This window comes from Flavobacterium profundi (assembly GCF_006491645.1).
Classification (GTDB): Bacteria; Bacteroidota; Bacteroidia; order Flavobacteriales; family Flavobacteriaceae; genus Flavobacterium; species Flavobacterium profundi.
On sequence record NZ_VDCZ01000014.1, the window covers coordinates 22,409 to 38,553 of the forward strand.

The following is a 16,145-nucleotide window of genomic DNA, read 5'->3' on the forward strand; positions in this document are numbered from 1 at the left end:
TCCTATAATTAGTTATTAACGAAAACGATTTCTTAAACTCATTTTTATCAATTTATTAAAAAATTACAACGATTTCGATTGTTAATAACTTTGAATATTTAAAATTAATAAAGCATAATTTTGAAATCATAACTGCAAAACTCGAAAATAATTATAAATAACAAAGAATTTAAAAATTAGTTAAATAAGTGGTCCAAAATAAAATATTAAACTTACTTTTGTTTGAAATATATGCAGCGTTTATTAAGCTATCTCTTATGAAAAAAATATTGCTTCTTGTTTTTAGCTTCTTTTTGTTTTCTTCCTGTGATGATGGAGAATTAACTTTAGAATCTTTTAATTTTGAAAATCAAACCATTCAAAAATGTACTGATAACTATTTATTGTTTAAAACTAAAAATGATGAATTGTTACTTCTAAATGTACCCGTAGAAGTTTACACGACACTTTTTGCTTCTTCTCCTACAAATGGTACGCCTAGAGAAGCCAGCATTGGTGGAACTAATGAAATTTTATATAGAAAATATTCTGGAAATCTAACAAGTGCAACTGTATGCTCATTAGTACCTGTTTCCTCACCTACAGTTACCAAAGAATGGATTGCAACTGGTGGTAAAATTTTGGTAGAAACCAACGAAGTGTTTGATACCAATGATGTATTAGTAAAGTATTCTCACAATATCACTTTTCAAAATGTAAATTTTGCTAGCGTGGATAATTCTTTTAGTTTTGAAAGCTATATTTTTGGAAATCACGAAATTAATGTAAATTAACGTACATTCTGTTTAATATACACTTCAGTAGCACCAAAACCATACTTTTGGAAACTAGCTTCTTGAAAACTTACTTGTTCGTAACGGTTTAACATAAACTCGAGTTCCGACTTTAAGACCCCTTCTCCTACTCCATGGATAAATACTAATTTTTGCATTCGGTTTCGAATAGCAAAATCCAGTTGGCCTTTGGCAGTATCCATTTGAATATTTAATATTTCGTAATTAGAAAGCCCCTTAGTAGAAGGAACTAACTTTTCAATATGTAAATCTACTTCCAAAACGAAATCTTCTTTTCGAGATTTTTTTTCTTTTACAAAAGAGCGTTTTTGAGGTTCTTTTTTTTCTGATAATACTTGACTTACACTTTTTGAAGAAAATAAGCCTTTCAAAGATTCTTTGTTTATTTTAACCAATTCATCTGGTTTAAATTGCATTACAAAATCATCATTTGTAATTACAGTAATTTCCGTAGCATTCACTTTGGTAACAACACCATCAATAGCATCATCTAGTACAGATACTTTATCTCCTATTTCAAAATTATGATTCATCTTCGTTATTTTCAGTATCATTTTTACTAGGAATTTTTTTCATAATTCGAAACAATCCTATAAAGAAAAGTGCAAATGCAATAAACATTATCCATTTATTAGGCTCTGGCTTCGATTGTTCATAAATCGCATAAATTCCTAACCCAAAAAGTAAGATTGTATAAATAAAACTTTTCATTCTAAATCTTTTTTCAAATATAAAAAACTAAAACAGACAGGCTGTTTTTTTTACAATATAATTTTTGTAAACTTGTAAAAAAGATTTATCACTATGGAAGAATACATGCTACCTTGTCTCAGCAAAACTCTTTTTGGGGTGGAATGTCTTGGTTGTGGTACCCAAAGAGCTTTAGTTTTACTTTTTCAAGGAGATTTTATAGGAGCATTTAAAATGTATCCTGCAATATATACCACACTTCTTTTCTTCATATTCCTTTTTCTTCACTTTGTAGATAAATCAAGGAATTATACCAAAACAATCATCGCTTTTGCTATTATAAATGCTTGTGTAATGGTTATAGCTTATTATTTCAAACATTTTTATTAATTATTATTATAAATCAAACTAACAAATAAATTAAATTATGGAAAAAAAGAAATTACCTAATGAACAAACGATAATGATTTTAGGAATTCTATCGTACATAGGGTGTTGTTGTACAGCTGGTATTCTTGGAGCAGTTCTATCTGGTATTGGTTTGTCATTAGCCAATAAATCTGAAAAAATTTATAACGAAAACCCAGCTGAATATGATTTAGGTTCTCTTAAAACTTGGAAAATAGTTAATATAATTGCATTAGTTTTAAGTGCAATATTTATTATCCGTTTAATTTATATAATTGCTACTGGTCAATTTCAGGAAATTATTAATATTTATAATGAAGCATTAGAAAAATCACGTGGAATGTAATTTTTTCTTTATATACTTTCAAAATCCAGCTTTCAGCTGGATTTTTTTATTATACTTATTGTACTAACAGTCAATCAATTAAAAAAACTTTTCATAGTCTTTTATTTTTTGGCACGCAAATTGGTTATACTTAATCAAGCAACACGTTTTTAAAATAAAAACTAAGTTGAAAGTTTAACCTTAAATTGATGTGTTATGAAAAAAATTACTCAAGTATTAGTTATCGCAGTTTTAACTTTAGGTTTACATACTGCAAAAGCATCGGATAAAAAGGTTTTTGATGATGCAATTGATAGAGCCTATCCACCTGTAGATTATCGATTTGCAGATCCGATAGTATTCATGGAAAGAGGAATCGAATTTTATATTTTCCCAAATGGTGAATTTGATTTTAATACGGTTCAAACCACAGCACCAAATAGAAGATCCAATAGTGTAAATAGAACATATGGTGCACCAAGTACAAGAGGTTATTCAAATACCTACTATGGTACTTCTGGCACAAAAATTGAACACGATTATATGGGAAGAGTTAGAAGAGTTGGTAACGTTTTCATTAACTATGATGCCAAAGGAAGAGTAAAAAGAGTTGGTTCTGTATACATGAATTATAACAGTTTTGCATTGACTCAAGTAGGTGGTTTACGAATCATTTATGATAGAAGAGGTAGAATAGTAAATATCATTGGTGTAGTTAACAGTTATAGCGGACATTATACCTATACTACTAACAACAATCACTATCAAGCTGACAACCATTATGAGTACCAATCTGGTTCAGGTTACAGTAACGATGATGATGAAGAAGATTACTACTACTACCGCCAAGATGGTACAAAAGCAAAAATGGCTGCAGATGATATAAAAGCAGTAGATAAAAAGAAATAAAAATTTCGTAATATAGTTTTGATTGGTTTAGTTTGTTTGTTAAAAAGTCCTGCCGAACAGTAATGTGAAGCAGGATTTTTATTTTTTAACTATTTTTTGAAATAGTTTTCCTAAAACACTATTGATATCAGATGATAGTGAAAAGTAATACGAAAAGCCAAGATAGAACAAGGTAATCAAAACTGATTTTAAAAAGATATTGAGAATTGGATGAAAACCAAAATCCCAAAAATAAAACACCGCAAAAGTTGCTATTAAAATTCCAAATGATTTTAGTGTATTTATTGAAAAAGGAAATAACTTCATCTTAAGTACCACAAAAAATAATTTAGATAAGCTGTACAATGTAATAGACAATAACGTTGCAAATGCGGTTCCTTTTAATCCATACAAAGGAATAAAAATCATATTCAATCCAATGGTCACCAGTAGTAATAAAACCCCAAGAAAAAGAACCGTTTTGTAATATTGTGAATTGAAAATAATGGCATTATTATTTCCTAAAGTGAGGTCAAAATATTTAGATAAACCAATGGTAAAAACCACAAAAATTCCATCTGAATATTCCTGAGGCAACAACACATACAACTGATTAATATTGCATAAAATTCCAATAAAAATTAAACCACCTATGATTTGTAGCGTAATAGATGTTTTTTTGTATAAATCATTAAGTGCATCATACTTATTTTCACTCATTAATTTAGCGGTAATTGGGTAAGTTATTTGATGCATCGCTCTACTTGGAACGGCAATTACTGTGGCTATAAATATGGCAACTGAATAATAGGCAATATTTTCAATCTTTACATAATTATTCAACATGAATTTATCGATTTCCAAAAATAAATTGGCAATTCCTCCAGTTAAAATAATGAACAAACTATAAACCACTATGGCTTTTGCATTTGTTGGAATACTTAAAGAAAACAATGGAAAACGCACTTTAAATGCGAACCATTTCATGAATAACATAGCAAATAAATAAATTCCCATTAAGGCATATACAAAGGCTTCTGGTGTAATCCAATTGAGATACACCGCAAACAAAGTCATACTCACTAAAATTCGCAATACAACTTCTTTGATAAAGTTCCCTAAAACCGATTGCAAATGAACTTTTACCCAAGCATAAAAAATTTCAAAATATCCCATAGACAAACCTATCACTGGAATCTGCCAAACATAATCGTAAACAATTGCATTCTCTTTGGATAAAATTAAAGCTATTTGATGGTAACCAAAATAAGCTATTAAGGAAAATGGAATAACTAATAATAAAGGTAGAAATAAGACAAAGGTTAAAAATTTCGACTTTTCTTCTTCTGTTTTATACTCATTAAAATATTTGACTAATGTATTGTGCACTCCAAAAGCCATTAAAGGCATTAAAATATTTGCGGATGATAAAATATAACCTACCAATCCATAGTATGTGTCACCTAAAAACTGAACATACATATATAAGGTATTGATTGCTCCTATTGCAAAACCTATATAGGTAATTACCGTATTCTTAATGGATTGATTGATAACTATTCCCATTTTTTACTTTAGAAATTAGAAATTAGAAGCTTGGAAAGTCTTTCAGTCAAACTTTTTCTACTATACTTTTGCAAACCAACTGGATGAGATTTTAAATTATGCGCTACATACATCCTAAAATAAGTTAGAATTTGATTTTTTAAAGCTTCTTTATCTTGGTAATTAAAAAATGTGCCTGTATTGGTTGCCTTAATAATTTTCTCAACATCGGTTTCTGTTGGACCTATAGCTACAATAGGACGTTCCGATACCATATATTCAAATAGTTTTCCTGGTATAATGCATTTGGTTTCTTCAGAATCAATTTCAATCAGTAATAAAACTTGGGAACAACGTTGTTCTTGCAAAGCTTCCTCATGAGAAACGTAACCTAAATTATTTACAAATGAAGCCAACTGATATTTCTCAATACTTTCTAAAACTTCATTACTAACAGCACCTATTAATTTTAGTTCGAAATGTGTGGCAAAACTTTCATTTTCTTGTGTTAATTCTGATAGTACTTGCCATAATATGTGAGGATTTCGTTCAGAAAGAAAAGAACCTATGTGTGCCAAAGTAAATTTTGCATCTAAAGGCTTTTTATTTATTTGTTCCACATCATAACCATTGGTAATCACTTCAATAGGGCTATTGGTTAGTTGTTCAAATTCTTTTTTTGTGGTTTCTGAAGTTACAATAATAGCATCGCAAACATTTAAAACCTCCTTTTCCAAAGATTTGTGCTTTTTAGCAGCCCAAGAACTTAACTTTAATTGTTTGTGGTAACCAATAGTGGTCCAAGGATCACGAAAATCGGTAATCCAATTGATATTTATTTCTTTCTTTAATTGTAAACCAATAAGATGCAAACTATGCGGTGGTCCAGTAGTAATAACCGTATCGATTTGATGTTTTGACAGATACTCTTTCAAATAGCGAACGGATGGTTTTACCCAAAAAACTCGTGCATCAGGAATAAATAAATTACCTCTAACCCAAAGCATGATTTTTTCTAGCATTGACTGCTTTTTCTGATTGGAAATGATTCCAGAACTAATTTTTTTTGCTTTCTTTTTAGAAAAAACAGAAGCCAATCCATAAGGTTCAAAAATACTTTTTTTTATGATAATCGTCTCTTCTGAAACTTCACTTAATAGTTTATCATCCAGCAAAGGATAGGTTGGGTTTTCTGGAATATAAACGTGAGGTTCAATTCCAAAATCTGGCAAATACTTGACAAATTTTAACCAACGTTGCACTCCTGGTCCACCTGCTGGAGGCCAATAATAAGAAACAATGAGTATTTTTTTAATGGGTGTAATATTATTTTTTCTTTGTTTCAAAATAAATGCCTCCTAAGAACAATAAAAAGATAAGGATCGAACTTGTTAAAGCTATTCTACTTCCCGTTTGTACAACTTGTGGTTCAAACTTAAATTCAATGGTGTGTTTACCCGCAGGAATGGCCAAACCTCTTAATACATAATCTACATTATATATTTCAGTTTCTTTACCATCAATAGTTGCTTTCCAACCGTTTTTATAATACATTTCAGAAAATACTCCGAAACCATTTTTTGAGTTATTGGAAGTATATTTTAAATAATTAGGTTGATAAATGTTCAACTTAATTGTAGCAGTTGAATCTTTTTCAATATTTCCTTTGAAACTATTTTCCAAAGAGTTCATTACTACTACATTCTTAGTATCTAAACTATCTAATGCATTAATTTCTTCATCCGCATTATTTACATAATTAATCTTATTGACAAACCAAGCATTTCCATTCACAAAAGGATTAGTAACAGCTATTTCTCCTCTACCTGTTGGTACAACAAGATATTTTATATTTAACATATCCAATATCGGATTGTTTTTAGTAATATACAATGTACTATCTATAGACCCTCCAATTCTGTTTAAATCTTTTTCGACTTTATAAGTAAACAATTCATCCATTCTTCTTGGACGAACTGCACTATAACCGCCAACAGATTTATGAAAATAAGAAGTTTTGGCTTGCAAGCGTCCTTGAATATCATAAACTCTATAAACGGATGTATCTTTTAGAATTTGATTATCAATTTCATTAGCTTCAAATGGATAATCAACCTCTCTTGCACTTACAAAATCTTTACTATTAACATAATTTTTATCAATTACAAACAAATCTAAAACCATTAACCCACCAACAATTATAACAGTTGTAATTATTGATATTTTATCTTTTATAAACATCCATAAAGCAATTGTCGCGGCTAAAATAAATCCTCCAGAACGCAAAATATCATTTACATACATTGATTTTCTATCTTCTCTTAAAGCATCAATAAACCCGTTACCGAAAGATGGGTCTTGTCCTTCAGAAAACATTTGTAATAATTGTCCATCAATTGATCCTGAAAAATCGAATAAAATTCCTTTAAATAGCAACAATATAATTAACAATCCTAAACTTACACCAACAGATTTTAATAAATTTTGTAATTGTTCTTTATTTTCTGTTGTAAAAAATGATTGCAACCCCATTAAGGCTAAAACAGGTAAACATAATTCCAAAATAACCTGAATAGATGAAACTGCTCTAAACTTATCATACAACGGCACATAATCCACAAAAAAACGAGTTAAAAAATCAAAATTTTTACCCCAAGATAGCAACAAAGAGAGTATAGCTCCTGTTAAAAAAACATATTTTATCTTTCGTTTGTCATTAAATAATGCTAAAACAGCTAAAAAGAAAATAATAGCTCCAATATAAGCAGGAGCTGCAACTATTGGTTGTTCACCCCAATATGTTTTGCCATAATATTTAACTGTTTGAATTGCTTCTTCATTTGAAGCACCATAATTTATTAAAAATCGATATAGAGAAGATTTTTCATCTAAAGTTTCACTATTTCCACCACCAAATAATCTCGGTGCAACTAAATTTAAACTTTCTCCAATTCCATAGCTATATTCAGTTATATAGTCGTATTTCATAGATGAATTAGTCTCATTTATAGAACCATCATCATTAAAAGATAACTCACTTTTACCTCTTATGCTATAGTCAGTAAATTCAGATGTTGCTAAAAGATTACTAGCATTTGCACCCACAGCCAATAATCCAGCGATAACAAAAACGCCAAATACTTTTCCTAATTCTTTAAAAGCTTTGTCTTTTATAAAATGGTACACATAAAAAATACTTACCACTAAAAGAAGTAACAATAAATAATAGGTCATCTGAAAGTGATTCGCTTGAATCTCCAAAGCTGCAGCAAATAGTGTTAATAAACCACCAACAATATATTTTTTTTGGTATACCAATAGTACACCAGCTAAAACTAGTGGCATATACGCAATCGCATGTGCTTTTGCATTATGTCCTACACCAAGGATTATAATCAAATAGGTTGAAAAACCAAAAGCTAAAGCACCAAAAAAAGCTTTTAAAGGATCAATTTTTAAAACGGATAGCAATATATAAAACCCAATAAAATACAAGAATAAATAATCAGCTGGACGAGGTAAAAATCGTAAAACTGAATCTAGTTTTTTAATATAATTATGAGGATAATTGGCCCCTAACTGATAGGTAGGCATACCGCCAAAAGCACTATTCGTCCAATACGGTTCTTCATTGTTTTCCTTTCTAAAATCATTTTGCTCTTTGGCCATACCTGTATATTGAACAATATCAGACTGGTATATTTTTTTACCTTCTAAAACAGGATAAAAATAGATTACAGCTACTAAAATAAAACCAACTAAGGCTAAAAAATGAGGAATGAAAGGTTGTAGTTTTTTCATTGGTAAAATTATATCTAAATAAAACGCTAAGGTAAATAAAAAAAGGATATTGCAACAATATCCTTTCTAGCAACTCATTTGCTTTTAATTTCTTTTTAATCTATTTCTTCAAAATCGACATACTCACCTACTTTCTTTTTTTCTCTTGGCATTTGCTTCGTATCTGTTTTTTGAGAAGATGTATTTTGATTCGAGTAAGAACCTTGTTGTCCAAACTGTTGATTCATTTGATCTTGCATTTTTTGTTGCAATTTACTCACTGCGGTACGCATCAATATAGGCGCAAATATGCGAAACAAAAATTTAAACAAGTACCAAAATAAAACTATGTAAGCTAACGTTTTTATAAAACCTGTGAAAGATGCTGTTTCCATTTTAATTCAATTTAAAATTCAAATTTACGTTTATTAGTAGATAAAAGCATAGGAATGTTTCTTAAAATTATTATAAAATACTATTTTTGACCTAAATATTAGCACCATGAAATATACTAAAGGACTATTCGTATTCTTTTTCTTTGTTTTTCAAGTTCATTATGCCCAATTTACCGATGAGATTAATTCCAACCGTCCTGGAAAATCCATGATGGCATTTTCAGTTGGAAAATCTATTATTCAAGTAGAAACCGGATTAAATTATCAAAATGAGGATCATGCAGGTTTAAAATACGATGCGAATGGTTTTATAGCCGAATTAGATTTTAGATGGGGCTTATTTTTTGAAGAATTAGAATTCGTAGCAGAACTACAATATCAAAATGACAAATACACGTCACTTTTTGAAAGCAAAAATAGATCTGCTTTAAAGAAAACCTTGGTGGGAGCGAAATATTTAATTTATGATCCTTTTAAAAATTACGAAGTCAAACCAAATTTGTATAGTTGGAAAGCCAATCATAAATTCAACTGGAGACAATTTGTACCTGCTGTTGCTGCTTATGCGGGTGTAAACATTAATTTTTCAGACAATCCATTTAATTATGCTCCATCCTATGTAACCGAAAATACAATTAGTCCAAAAGTGATGTTAATTGCTCAAAACCATTTTGGTTCACGTTGGGTTTTTGTAACTAATATTATGTATGATAAAATTGCATCCAAATTTGCTTCTATTAACTATGTGATTACATTGACAAGAGGTTTTAACGAAAAATGGTCAGGTTTTATTGAAAATCAAGGTTATAATGGAGATTATTATTCAGATGGCGTATTCCGATTAGGTGCTGCTTATTTAATTAACAATAGAATGCAAGTGGATGCATCTGTAGGTAAAAACATAAAAGATAGTCCGTCTTTATTTAATGCGGGTGTTGGTTTTTCTTGGCGATTTGATGCCAATTATGAAGAAGTAAAAATTGAAAAAGACAAAGGCAGTAAAATGGATCAGAAAATGAAGAAGAAAGCAGAAAAAGAGAAGAAAAAACGTAAAGACGAGGTAGAAATAGAATAAAATGATTACAGTAAAAAAAGTAAGTTCAAAAAAAGAACTAAAAGAATATGTTTTATTTTCTTTTGAGTTATTTAAAGACAATCCCAATTGGATACCTCCTATTATAGCTGAAGAATTAGAAACTTTTGATAAAACAAAAAATCCAGCATTCCATTCAGCTGAAGCTCATTTTTATTTGGCTTATAAAGAGGGTAAAATTGTTGGTAAACTTGCCGCAATAATTAATTGGGATGAAGTAAAAATCTTAAAAAAGAGTAAGGTTCGTTTTGGGTGGTTTGATGTAATAGACGACATTGAAGTTACCAAAGCTTTACTAGAAAAAGTATATGAATTAGGAAGACAGCATCATTTAGAAATGGTGGAAGGCCCAATTGGTTTTTCCAATTTAGATAAAGTGGGTGTATTAGTGGAAGGTTTTGAAGAAATGGGAAATATGGTTACTTGGTATAGTATGCCTTATTATAAAGATCATTTTGAACAATTAGGTTTAGTTAAAGAAAAGGAATATGTAGAAAGCAGTTTTTCCTTTACCAATATTGATCCTGCTCCATTCATGAAAATCAGTAAATTAATACAAGAAAGATACCAATTAAGAGCGATTAATTTTACTAAAACAAAAGACATCATGCCTTATGTGGATGAAATGTTTGATTTGTTTAATGAAACTTATGCTAAGTTACAATCCTTTGTTGCTATAAATCAAGTTCAAAAAGAATATTTCAAGAAAAAATATATTAGTTTTATTAATCCTGAATATATAAAATTTATATTGGATAAAGACGATAAAATGGTGGCATTTGCTATTGTTATGCCTGGTTTTAGCGATGCACTAAAAAAAGCCAAAGGAAAATTATTCCCTTTTGGTTTTTATCATTTACTTCAAGCAAGAAAACATTCTAAAGAAGCTGTTTTTTATTTAATTGGAGTTACACCAGAGTATCAGAGCAAAGGAATTACAGCGATTATTTTTGAAGAATATTATAAAATTTTCAAAGCCAAAGATATTAACACTTGTGTAAGAACACCCGAATTAGAAGAAAATAATGCCATACACAATCTTTGGAAACATTTCAATTCTAAAATAACGAAACGAAGAAGAACATACAGTAAAAAATTATAAAAACAAAAAGAGTTATCTAAATAGATAACTCTTTTTGTTTAAGGTTATATTGAAATTATTCAGTATCTATTGGGCCTTCCCACTCAGTTATACCTCCAACTAAATTGTAAGCATTAGCAAAACCCAACTCTCTCATTATATTACAAGCATTGGCACTTCTTGATCCAGCAGCACAATACACATAATAGTTTTTAGTTTTATCCAATTCTTCTAAAGCATAAATAAAACCTTGACCTTTGAAAATATCAATATTAATTGCATTTGCAATTTTTCCTCTGTTAAACTCATCTTCTGTTCTAACATCGAGAATGATTCCTTTTTCATCAGTTAAAAACTGACTCCACCACTGTTGTTGCTCTAAATTCATATATCATAATTTGTTCCAAAAATACTATGCTTTTATAGAACATCCAATAGCTTTGGTAACTTTTACTGAAACTTCTTTGTTTTTTAATAAGGCATCAACCGCATTTTCAACATATTTTACTTTAACAGCCTCTTCATCAGCATGATTATCATCAATTGCTCCAATATATTTTACAATATTTCCTTCCTTAGTTTTTTGTAAAACATATACATGAGGCGTTTTTGTTGCTCCATATTGAGGATATATTTTTTGTCCTTCATCAAACAAATAGGGAAAAGTAAACCCTTTTTCTTTAGCTCTAACCTTCATTAATTCAAAACTATCTTTCTCTTGAACTTCAGGATTGTTAGGATTAATCGCTAGTACTGGATAACCTAATTTTTTATATTTTTTGTCTAACGCAATAATCCTATCTTCATAAGCTACTGCATACGGACAATGATTGCACGTAAAAATTACAATATAGCCTTTTACATCTTTGTAATCACTTAAAGATACCATTTTATCATCTACGTTTTTCAACTTAAAATCTGTTGCTTTATCACCTATTTCATATCCAGACATTTCACTTTTAGTAAGGGTAAATGCACTAATTAGTACAAATAGGGAAACACCCAAAACAATTTTAAAAACTTTCATATTTATTCATTTATTTTAATTAACACTTCTTTTTCGAGTTCTTCAAAGGTAAAGGATTGTTCATAAAAACTATACGAATCGTTTTTATAGATAATCGTTGCTGGGATAGCTCCACTCCATTTTTCATTCACCTTCTCAATCCACGAATTTGCATCTGGATCATCTAAATGTATGACTTCAGATTGTAATTGCTTTCTTTTAATGTAAGGAATTAAATTAGACTCCACTTTTTTAGGGAAATCTAAACTGACTAAGATGACTTTTACTTTATTGTTAGCATATTGCTTTCCAATATTTTCAAAATGAGGTAACTCCTTAATACATGGAGCACACCAAGTTGCCCAAAAATTAATCACATAAATGGTATCATTTTTCTTTTTCAAAAAAGCTTCCAATCCTTCATAATTGTAAGACGCTACCTTAATATCCTCCTGATTGTAAATTGTAATAGGTTCGCTTGGAGTTTGTCCAAATAAGAATACACCACAAAAACAACTTGCTAAATACATTAATTTCTTCATAACTAGTTAAAAGTAATCATTAAAGTAGATGGTAAAATAAATTTAATAAAAATTTAACACACATTTGTATATACAAATAATAAAAATATATACATTTGTACCTACAAATTTTGTAATTACAAATGAAAATAGAAGACGAAATAAAAAGTACAGTTGCATTAAGTATTGCAAAAAAAGTAATCTTAAATTTAGCCTTTACCAAAAATTATGTAGGTGATAAATTTAATGAAATTTTGAAACCTTTTGAAATTTCTGGAGAACAATATAATGTGTTACGAATTTTAAGAGGACAGAAAGGAAAACCTATAAACATGCAAGACATTCAAGATCGTATGGTTACTAAAAATAGTAATACCACACGATTGATTGATAAATTATTATTAAAAAAAATGGTAGAACGAAATGTTTGCCCAGAAAACAGAAGAAAAATAGAAATACTGATTACTCAAATTGGATTAAACACCTTAGCAGAGCTAGACCCTTTAATTGAAAATCATGAAAATGGAATAACGAGTAATCTCACAAATACCGAACTAGAACAATTAAATAATTTATTAGAGAAAATAAGAGAAAATTAATATGAGTACATTTATAGAAAATCAAAAATGGAGATATGCAACAAAAAAATTTGATGCTACCAAAAAAATCGCAACTAAAGATTTAGAAACACTAAAAGAAGCCATTCAATTGAGCACTTCTTCTTATGGATTACAACCCTATAAGGTTTTAATTATTGAAAATCCTGAACTAAGAGCAAAACTACAACCTGCTTCTTGGGGGCAAACGCAAATTGTTGACGCTTCTCACCTATTAGTATTTGCAAATAGTGTAGATGTTACTGAAAATGAAATCGATAATTATATGGCTAATATGGCAAATACTAGAGGTTTACAAATTGAAGATTTAAAACCTTACAGTGATTTCATGAAATCAAAATTAGTTAATTTACCAAAAGAAGCTAAAGCCATTTGGACTTCAAAACAAACCTATTTAGCGCTTGGTAATCTTCTTAATGCAGCTGCTGAATTGAAAATTGATGTCACTCCAATGGAAGGATTTGAACCAGAAAAATACAATGAAATTTTAGGTTTAAATACTTTGGGACTGAACGCTTCTTTAGTAGCTACTTTAGGGTATCGTCATGAAGAAGACGCTACACAACATTATGCAAAAGTGCGTAAACCAAATGAAGAATTATTTATTACACTATAATTATTAAATTAAATTAAAAAAAACAATGAAAAATTTAAAAACAATTGCAGTTGCATTCCTAACTTTAGTTTCATTTGCTGTGAATGCACAAACTACAAAAAAAGTTAATGTAGAGAAAAGTAAGATTGAGTGGATTGGTAAAAAAGTAACAGGTCAACACAATGGTACAATTAACTTAAAAGATGGTGCTTTAGTATTTAAAGGAAAAAAATTAGCGGGTGGTAATTTCACAGTAGACATGACTTCTATCAATACAACCGATTTAGAAGGTGGAATGAAAGGTAAATTAGACGGACATTTAAAATCTGAAGATTTCTTTGGTGTTGAAAGTCACCCAACATCTACTTTGGTTTTCAAAACTATCGCTGATAAAGGAGACAATGTATACACCGTTACTGCAGATTTAGAAATCAAAGGAAAAACAAATCCTATTGTTTTTGATATGACAGTTAATAAAGATACTGCTTCAGCTAAATTAATCGTAGATAGAGCAAAATATGATATCAAATATGGTTCAGGTTCATTCTTTGACAATTTAGGTGACAAAACCATTTATGACGAGTTTGAATTAAATGTAACTTTAAGTTTCTAATTCACAAACTATGAAAAAGAAAAAGCCCAAAATTAGTTTTGGGCTTTTTCTTTTTAAAACTTTAAACAGGAATACTTCATCTTATAAAACATTTTATAAACTCTTATTATTCATAGGCTTGCATTTATTAATAATAAAAAAAACGGTCTAAAAAATATAATTTCTAAAATATTATTTGGTTTTAAAAAAAATATTTTAATACATTTGTACCAATCAATAAAAAAATGCAAACAATTTTAAATAATACTTGGTGGTGGAACAACTTACGTCAGACGTCGTGAGAGAATCCTCCTATAGTATAATTTAAACCAAAATACATAGAAAAGGCTTGTCAATCACGACAAGCCTTTTTTTATTATCACATTTTAAACGAATATAAACCATGAAAACGTACCCACTTAAAACACATTTTAAACAAATTCTGGCAGACACCATAACACCAGTAAGTGTGTATTTGAAAATAAGAGATAAATTTCCAAATAGCATCTTACTTGAAAGTAGTGATTATCATGGAAATGACAATAGTTTTTCCTATATATGTTTTAATCCAATAGCTTCTATAAAAGTAGAAAATCAAAAAATTGAAACTCAATTCCCTGATGGCTATTCTGAAATTATTCCTATAGACGATTCTGTAAAAGTGGCTGATGAAATAGAACAATTTTCGAAACGATTTATTACTGAAGAAACCAATTTTAAATTCATCACTCAAGGTTTATTTGGGTATATTGCTTACGATGCCATTCCTTATTTTGAAAGTATCAAAATCAAAAGTAAATCTTTAGAAAACAAAATTCCAGAAATTTATTACGCGGTTTACCAAAATATCATTGCAATTAATCATTTTAAAAATGAAGCGTATCTATTTTGTCATTCTTATAATGATGTTAGTAACATTGCTGAAATCGAACAGTTGTTACAAGCTAAAAATTTTGCATCTTTTTCCTTTACTAAATCTGGAAACGTAATCTCAAATTTAACCGATACTGATTTTAAAGAATATGTAGCTAAAGCAAAAAAACATTGTCAACGAGGTGATGTATTTCAATTGGTTTTATCCAGAAGATTCTCACAGGCATTCAAAGGAGACGAATTTAATGTGTATCGCGCTTTGAGAAGTATTAACCCATCTCCTTACCTCTTCTATTTCGATTATGGAAATTTTAAAATTTTCGGATCCTCACCTGAAGCACAATTGGTTATTAAAAATGATTTAGCTGAAATTCATCCTATTGCAGGTACATTTAAACGTACTGGAGATGATGAAAAAGATGCGCAATTAGCCAAAAAACTAACTGAAGATACTAAAGAAAATAGCGAACATGTGATGTTAGTAGACTTAGCTCGTAATGATTTGAGTAGAAGTTGTGAAGAAGTTACCGTAGAAAAATACAAAGAAGTACAATTCTTTTCGCACGTGATTCATTTGGTTTCCAAAGTAACTGGAAAACTAAAACCCAATCATCCATTTATGGAACTAGTGGCAAAAACATTTCCAGCAGGAACTTTAAGTGGCGCCCCAAAATACAAAGCAATGGAATTAATTGAATCTATAGAAAAAACAAACAGAAGTTTTTATGGAGGAGCCATTGGCTTCATGGATTTTAAAGGCAATTTCAATCATGCTATTATGATACGAAGCTTCTTAAGTAAAAACCATTCACTTTATTTTCAAGCCGGTGCTGGCATTGTTTCCGATTCTTCGGAAGAAAATGAAACTCAAGAAGTCTATAATAAATTAAATGCCTTACAAAAAGCATTAGACGTAGCCGAAAATATTTAACAATGGTAATG

General features: G+C 29.5%; 19 protein-coding genes. 10 read left to right on the plus strand and 9 right to left on the minus strand.

Annotation, left to right across the window (positions count from 1 at the left end):
• The first annotated feature begins 257 nt into the window (after positions 1-257).
• The gene (locus tag FHG05_RS15795; protein ID WP_140999080.1) at positions 258-773 is read left to right on the plus strand and encodes a hypothetical protein; all 516 of its coding nucleotides are present in this window, start codon (positions 258-260) and stop codon (positions 771-773) included.
• Here the strand turns inward: FHG05_RS15795 and FHG05_RS15800 are convergent.
• Together FHG05_RS15800 and FHG05_RS15805 are read right to left on the minus strand one after the other, a co-directional pair.
• Positions 770-1,327 (minus strand): Smr/MutS family protein, encoded by a 558-nt coding sequence (locus FHG05_RS15800; protein ID WP_140999081.1) that lies wholly within the window; start codon positions 1,325-1,327, stop codon positions 770-772. The genes FHG05_RS15795 and FHG05_RS15800 overlap by 4 nt on opposite strands.
• The gene (locus FHG05_RS15805; protein ID WP_140999082.1) at positions 1,317-1,505 is read right to left on the minus strand and encodes a hypothetical protein; all 189 of its coding nucleotides are present in this window, start codon (positions 1,503-1,505) and stop codon (positions 1,317-1,319) included. The genes FHG05_RS15800 and FHG05_RS15805 overlap by 11 nt, the downstream gene beginning before the upstream one ends.
• A gap of 93 nt (positions 1,506-1,598) precedes the next feature.
• On the opposite strand from FHG05_RS15805, the gene FHG05_RS15810 reads away from it, so the two are divergent.
• The 3 genes from FHG05_RS15810 to FHG05_RS15820 all read left to right on the plus strand — a co-directional run bounded on the left by FHG05_RS15810 (position 1,599) and on the right by FHG05_RS15820 (position 3,126).
• Entirely contained in the window at positions 1,599-1,874 is a 276-nt protein-coding gene (locus tag FHG05_RS15810) for a DUF2752 domain-containing protein (RefSeq protein ID WP_157504284.1), read from the plus strand.
• Between the two features lie 37 nt (positions 1,875-1,911).
• Positions 1,912-2,238: a CCC motif membrane protein gene (locus tag FHG05_RS15815; RefSeq protein WP_140999084.1), complete on the plus strand. Its 327-nt coding sequence runs from the start codon at positions 1,912-1,914 to the stop codon at positions 2,236-2,238.
• Between the two features lie 195 nt (positions 2,239-2,433).
• Entirely contained in the window at positions 2,434-3,126 is a 693-nt protein-coding gene (locus FHG05_RS15820) for a hypothetical protein (protein WP_140999085.1), read from the plus strand.
• A 78-nt stretch (positions 3,127-3,204) separates the two neighbouring features.
• Here the strand turns inward: FHG05_RS15820 and FHG05_RS15825 are convergent, their stop codons facing one another.
• The 4 genes from FHG05_RS15825 to FHG05_RS15840 form a co-directional block, all read right to left on the minus strand.
• On the minus strand, positions 3,205-4,671 hold the full coding sequence (locus tag FHG05_RS15825) for a lipopolysaccharide biosynthesis protein (protein ID WP_140999086.1): 1,467 nt from the start codon (positions 4,669-4,671) through the stop codon (positions 3,205-3,207).
• A gap of 8 nt (positions 4,672-4,679) precedes the next feature.
• Positions 4,680-5,996, minus strand: coding sequence for a glycosyltransferase family 4 protein (locus tag FHG05_RS15830; RefSeq protein WP_157504286.1), 1,317 nt, complete (start codon positions 5,994-5,996; stop codon positions 4,680-4,682).
• Positions 5,977-8,451, minus strand: a complete 2,475-nt coding sequence (locus FHG05_RS15835) for a YfhO family protein (RefSeq protein WP_140999087.1) — start codon at positions 8,449-8,451, stop codon at positions 5,977-5,979. Before FHG05_RS15835 ends, FHG05_RS15830 begins: the two co-directional genes overlap by 20 nt.
• A 95-nt stretch (positions 8,452-8,546) precedes the next feature.
• Positions 8,547-8,825, minus strand: coding sequence for a DUF4834 family protein (locus FHG05_RS15840; RefSeq protein WP_140999088.1), 279 nt, complete (start codon positions 8,823-8,825; stop codon positions 8,547-8,549).
• A 106-nt stretch (positions 8,826-8,931) separates the two neighbouring features.
• Here FHG05_RS15840 and FHG05_RS15845 point away from each other — a divergent pair, with 106 nt between their 5' ends.
• Positions 8,932-9,900 (plus strand): transporter, encoded by a 969-nt coding sequence (locus FHG05_RS15845; RefSeq protein ID WP_140999089.1) that lies wholly within the window; start codon positions 8,932-8,934, stop codon positions 9,898-9,900.
• 1 nt (position 9,901) lies between these two features.
• Entirely contained in the window at positions 9,902-11,020 is a 1,119-nt protein-coding gene (locus tag FHG05_RS15850; protein ID WP_140999090.1) for a GTP cyclohydrolase, read from the plus strand.
• 55 nt (positions 11,021-11,075) lie between these two features.
• Here FHG05_RS15850 and FHG05_RS15855 read toward each other — a convergent pair whose 3' ends face one another.
• From FHG05_RS15855 to FHG05_RS15865, 3 genes are read right to left on the minus strand one after another with little or no spacing between them, the layout of a single operon-like run.
• A complete protein-coding gene (locus tag FHG05_RS15855; RefSeq protein ID WP_140999091.1) occupies positions 11,076-11,387 on the minus strand; it encodes a rhodanese-like domain-containing protein in 312 nt (103 codons plus the stop codon).
• Between the two features lie 24 nt (positions 11,388-11,411).
• Positions 11,412-12,026, minus strand: coding sequence for a thioredoxin family protein (locus tag FHG05_RS15860; protein WP_140999092.1), 615 nt, complete (start codon positions 12,024-12,026; stop codon positions 11,412-11,414).
• A 2-nt stretch (positions 12,027-12,028) separates the two neighbouring features.
• Positions 12,029-12,547, minus strand: coding sequence for a TlpA family protein disulfide reductase (locus FHG05_RS15865; RefSeq protein WP_140999093.1), 519 nt, complete (start codon positions 12,545-12,547; stop codon positions 12,029-12,031).
• 122 nt (positions 12,548-12,669) lie between these two features.
• Here FHG05_RS15865 and FHG05_RS15870 point away from each other — a divergent pair, with 122 nt between their 5' ends.
• The 4 genes from FHG05_RS15870 (at position 12,670) to FHG05_RS15885 (ending at position 16,134) form a co-directional block, all read left to right on the plus strand.
• Positions 12,670-13,125: a MarR family winged helix-turn-helix transcriptional regulator gene (locus tag FHG05_RS15870; protein ID WP_140999094.1), complete on the plus strand. Its 456-nt coding sequence runs from the start codon at positions 12,670-12,672 to the stop codon at positions 13,123-13,125.
• 1 nt (position 13,126) lies between these two features.
• Positions 13,127-13,759, plus strand: a complete 633-nt coding sequence (locus tag FHG05_RS15875) for an NAD(P)H-dependent oxidoreductase (protein ID WP_140999095.1) — start codon at positions 13,127-13,129, stop codon at positions 13,757-13,759.
• 25 nt (positions 13,760-13,784) lie between these two features.
• The gene (locus FHG05_RS15880; protein WP_140999096.1) at positions 13,785-14,351 is read left to right on the plus strand and encodes a YceI family protein; all 567 of its coding nucleotides are present in this window, start codon (positions 13,785-13,787) and stop codon (positions 14,349-14,351) included.
• A 382-nt stretch (positions 14,352-14,733) separates the two neighbouring features.
• Positions 14,734-16,134 carry an anthranilate synthase component I family protein gene (locus FHG05_RS15885; protein WP_140999097.1) on the plus strand — a complete coding sequence of 467 codons (1,401 nt, stop codon included), beginning with the start codon at positions 14,734-14,736 and terminating at the stop codon, positions 16,132-16,134.
• Positions 16,135-16,145 lie beyond the last annotated feature (11 nt).

Excerpts from the sequence above, each read along its gene's own strand:
- FHG05_RS15795 (WP_140999080.1), top strand. The coding sequence starts at position 258 with ATGAAAAAAATATTGCTTCTTGTTTTTAGCTTCTTTTTGTTTTCTTCC.
- FHG05_RS15800 (WP_140999081.1), bottom strand. The coding sequence starts at position 1,327 with ATGAATCATAATTTTGAAATAGGAGATAAAGTATCTGTACTAGATGAT.
- FHG05_RS15805 (WP_140999082.1), bottom strand. The coding sequence starts at position 1,505 with ATGAAAAGTTTTATTTATACAATCTTACTTTTTGGGTTAGGAATTTAT.
- FHG05_RS15810 (WP_157504284.1), top strand. The coding sequence starts at position 1,599 with ATGGAAGAATACATGCTACCTTGTCTCAGCAAAACTCTTTTTGGGGTG.
- FHG05_RS15815 (WP_140999084.1), top strand. The coding sequence starts at position 1,912 with ATGGAAAAAAAGAAATTACCTAATGAACAAACGATAATGATTTTAGGA.
- FHG05_RS15820 (WP_140999085.1), top strand. The coding sequence starts at position 2,434 with ATGAAAAAAATTACTCAAGTATTAGTTATCGCAGTTTTAACTTTAGGT.
- FHG05_RS15825 (WP_140999086.1), bottom strand. The coding sequence starts at position 4,671 with ATGGGAATAGTTATCAATCAATCCATTAAGAATACGGTAATTACCTAT.
- FHG05_RS15835 (WP_140999087.1), bottom strand. The coding sequence starts at position 8,451 with ATGAAAAAACTACAACCTTTCATTCCTCATTTTTTAGCCTTAGTTGGT.
- FHG05_RS15840 (WP_140999088.1), bottom strand. The coding sequence starts at position 8,825 with ATGGAAACAGCATCTTTCACAGGTTTTATAAAAACGTTAGCTTACATA.
- FHG05_RS15845 (WP_140999089.1), top strand. The coding sequence starts at position 8,932 with ATGAAATATACTAAAGGACTATTCGTATTCTTTTTCTTTGTTTTTCAA.
- FHG05_RS15850 (WP_140999090.1), top strand. The coding sequence starts at position 9,902 with ATGATTACAGTAAAAAAAGTAAGTTCAAAAAAAGAACTAAAAGAATAT.
- FHG05_RS15855 (WP_140999091.1), bottom strand. The coding sequence starts at position 11,387 with ATGAATTTAGAGCAACAACAGTGGTGGAGTCAGTTTTTAACTGATGAA.
- FHG05_RS15860 (WP_140999092.1), bottom strand. The coding sequence starts at position 12,026 with ATGAAAGTTTTTAAAATTGTTTTGGGTGTTTCCCTATTTGTACTAATT.
- FHG05_RS15865 (WP_140999093.1), bottom strand. The coding sequence starts at position 12,547 with ATGAAGAAATTAATGTATTTAGCAAGTTGTTTTTGTGGTGTATTCTTA.
- FHG05_RS15870 (WP_140999094.1), top strand. The coding sequence starts at position 12,670 with ATGAAAATAGAAGACGAAATAAAAAGTACAGTTGCATTAAGTATTGCA.
- FHG05_RS15875 (WP_140999095.1), top strand. The coding sequence starts at position 13,127 with ATGAGTACATTTATAGAAAATCAAAAATGGAGATATGCAACAAAAAAA.
- FHG05_RS15880 (WP_140999096.1), top strand. The coding sequence starts at position 13,785 with ATGAAAAATTTAAAAACAATTGCAGTTGCATTCCTAACTTTAGTTTCA.
- FHG05_RS15885 (WP_140999097.1), top strand. The coding sequence starts at position 14,734 with ATGAAAACGTACCCACTTAAAACACATTTTAAACAAATTCTGGCAGAC.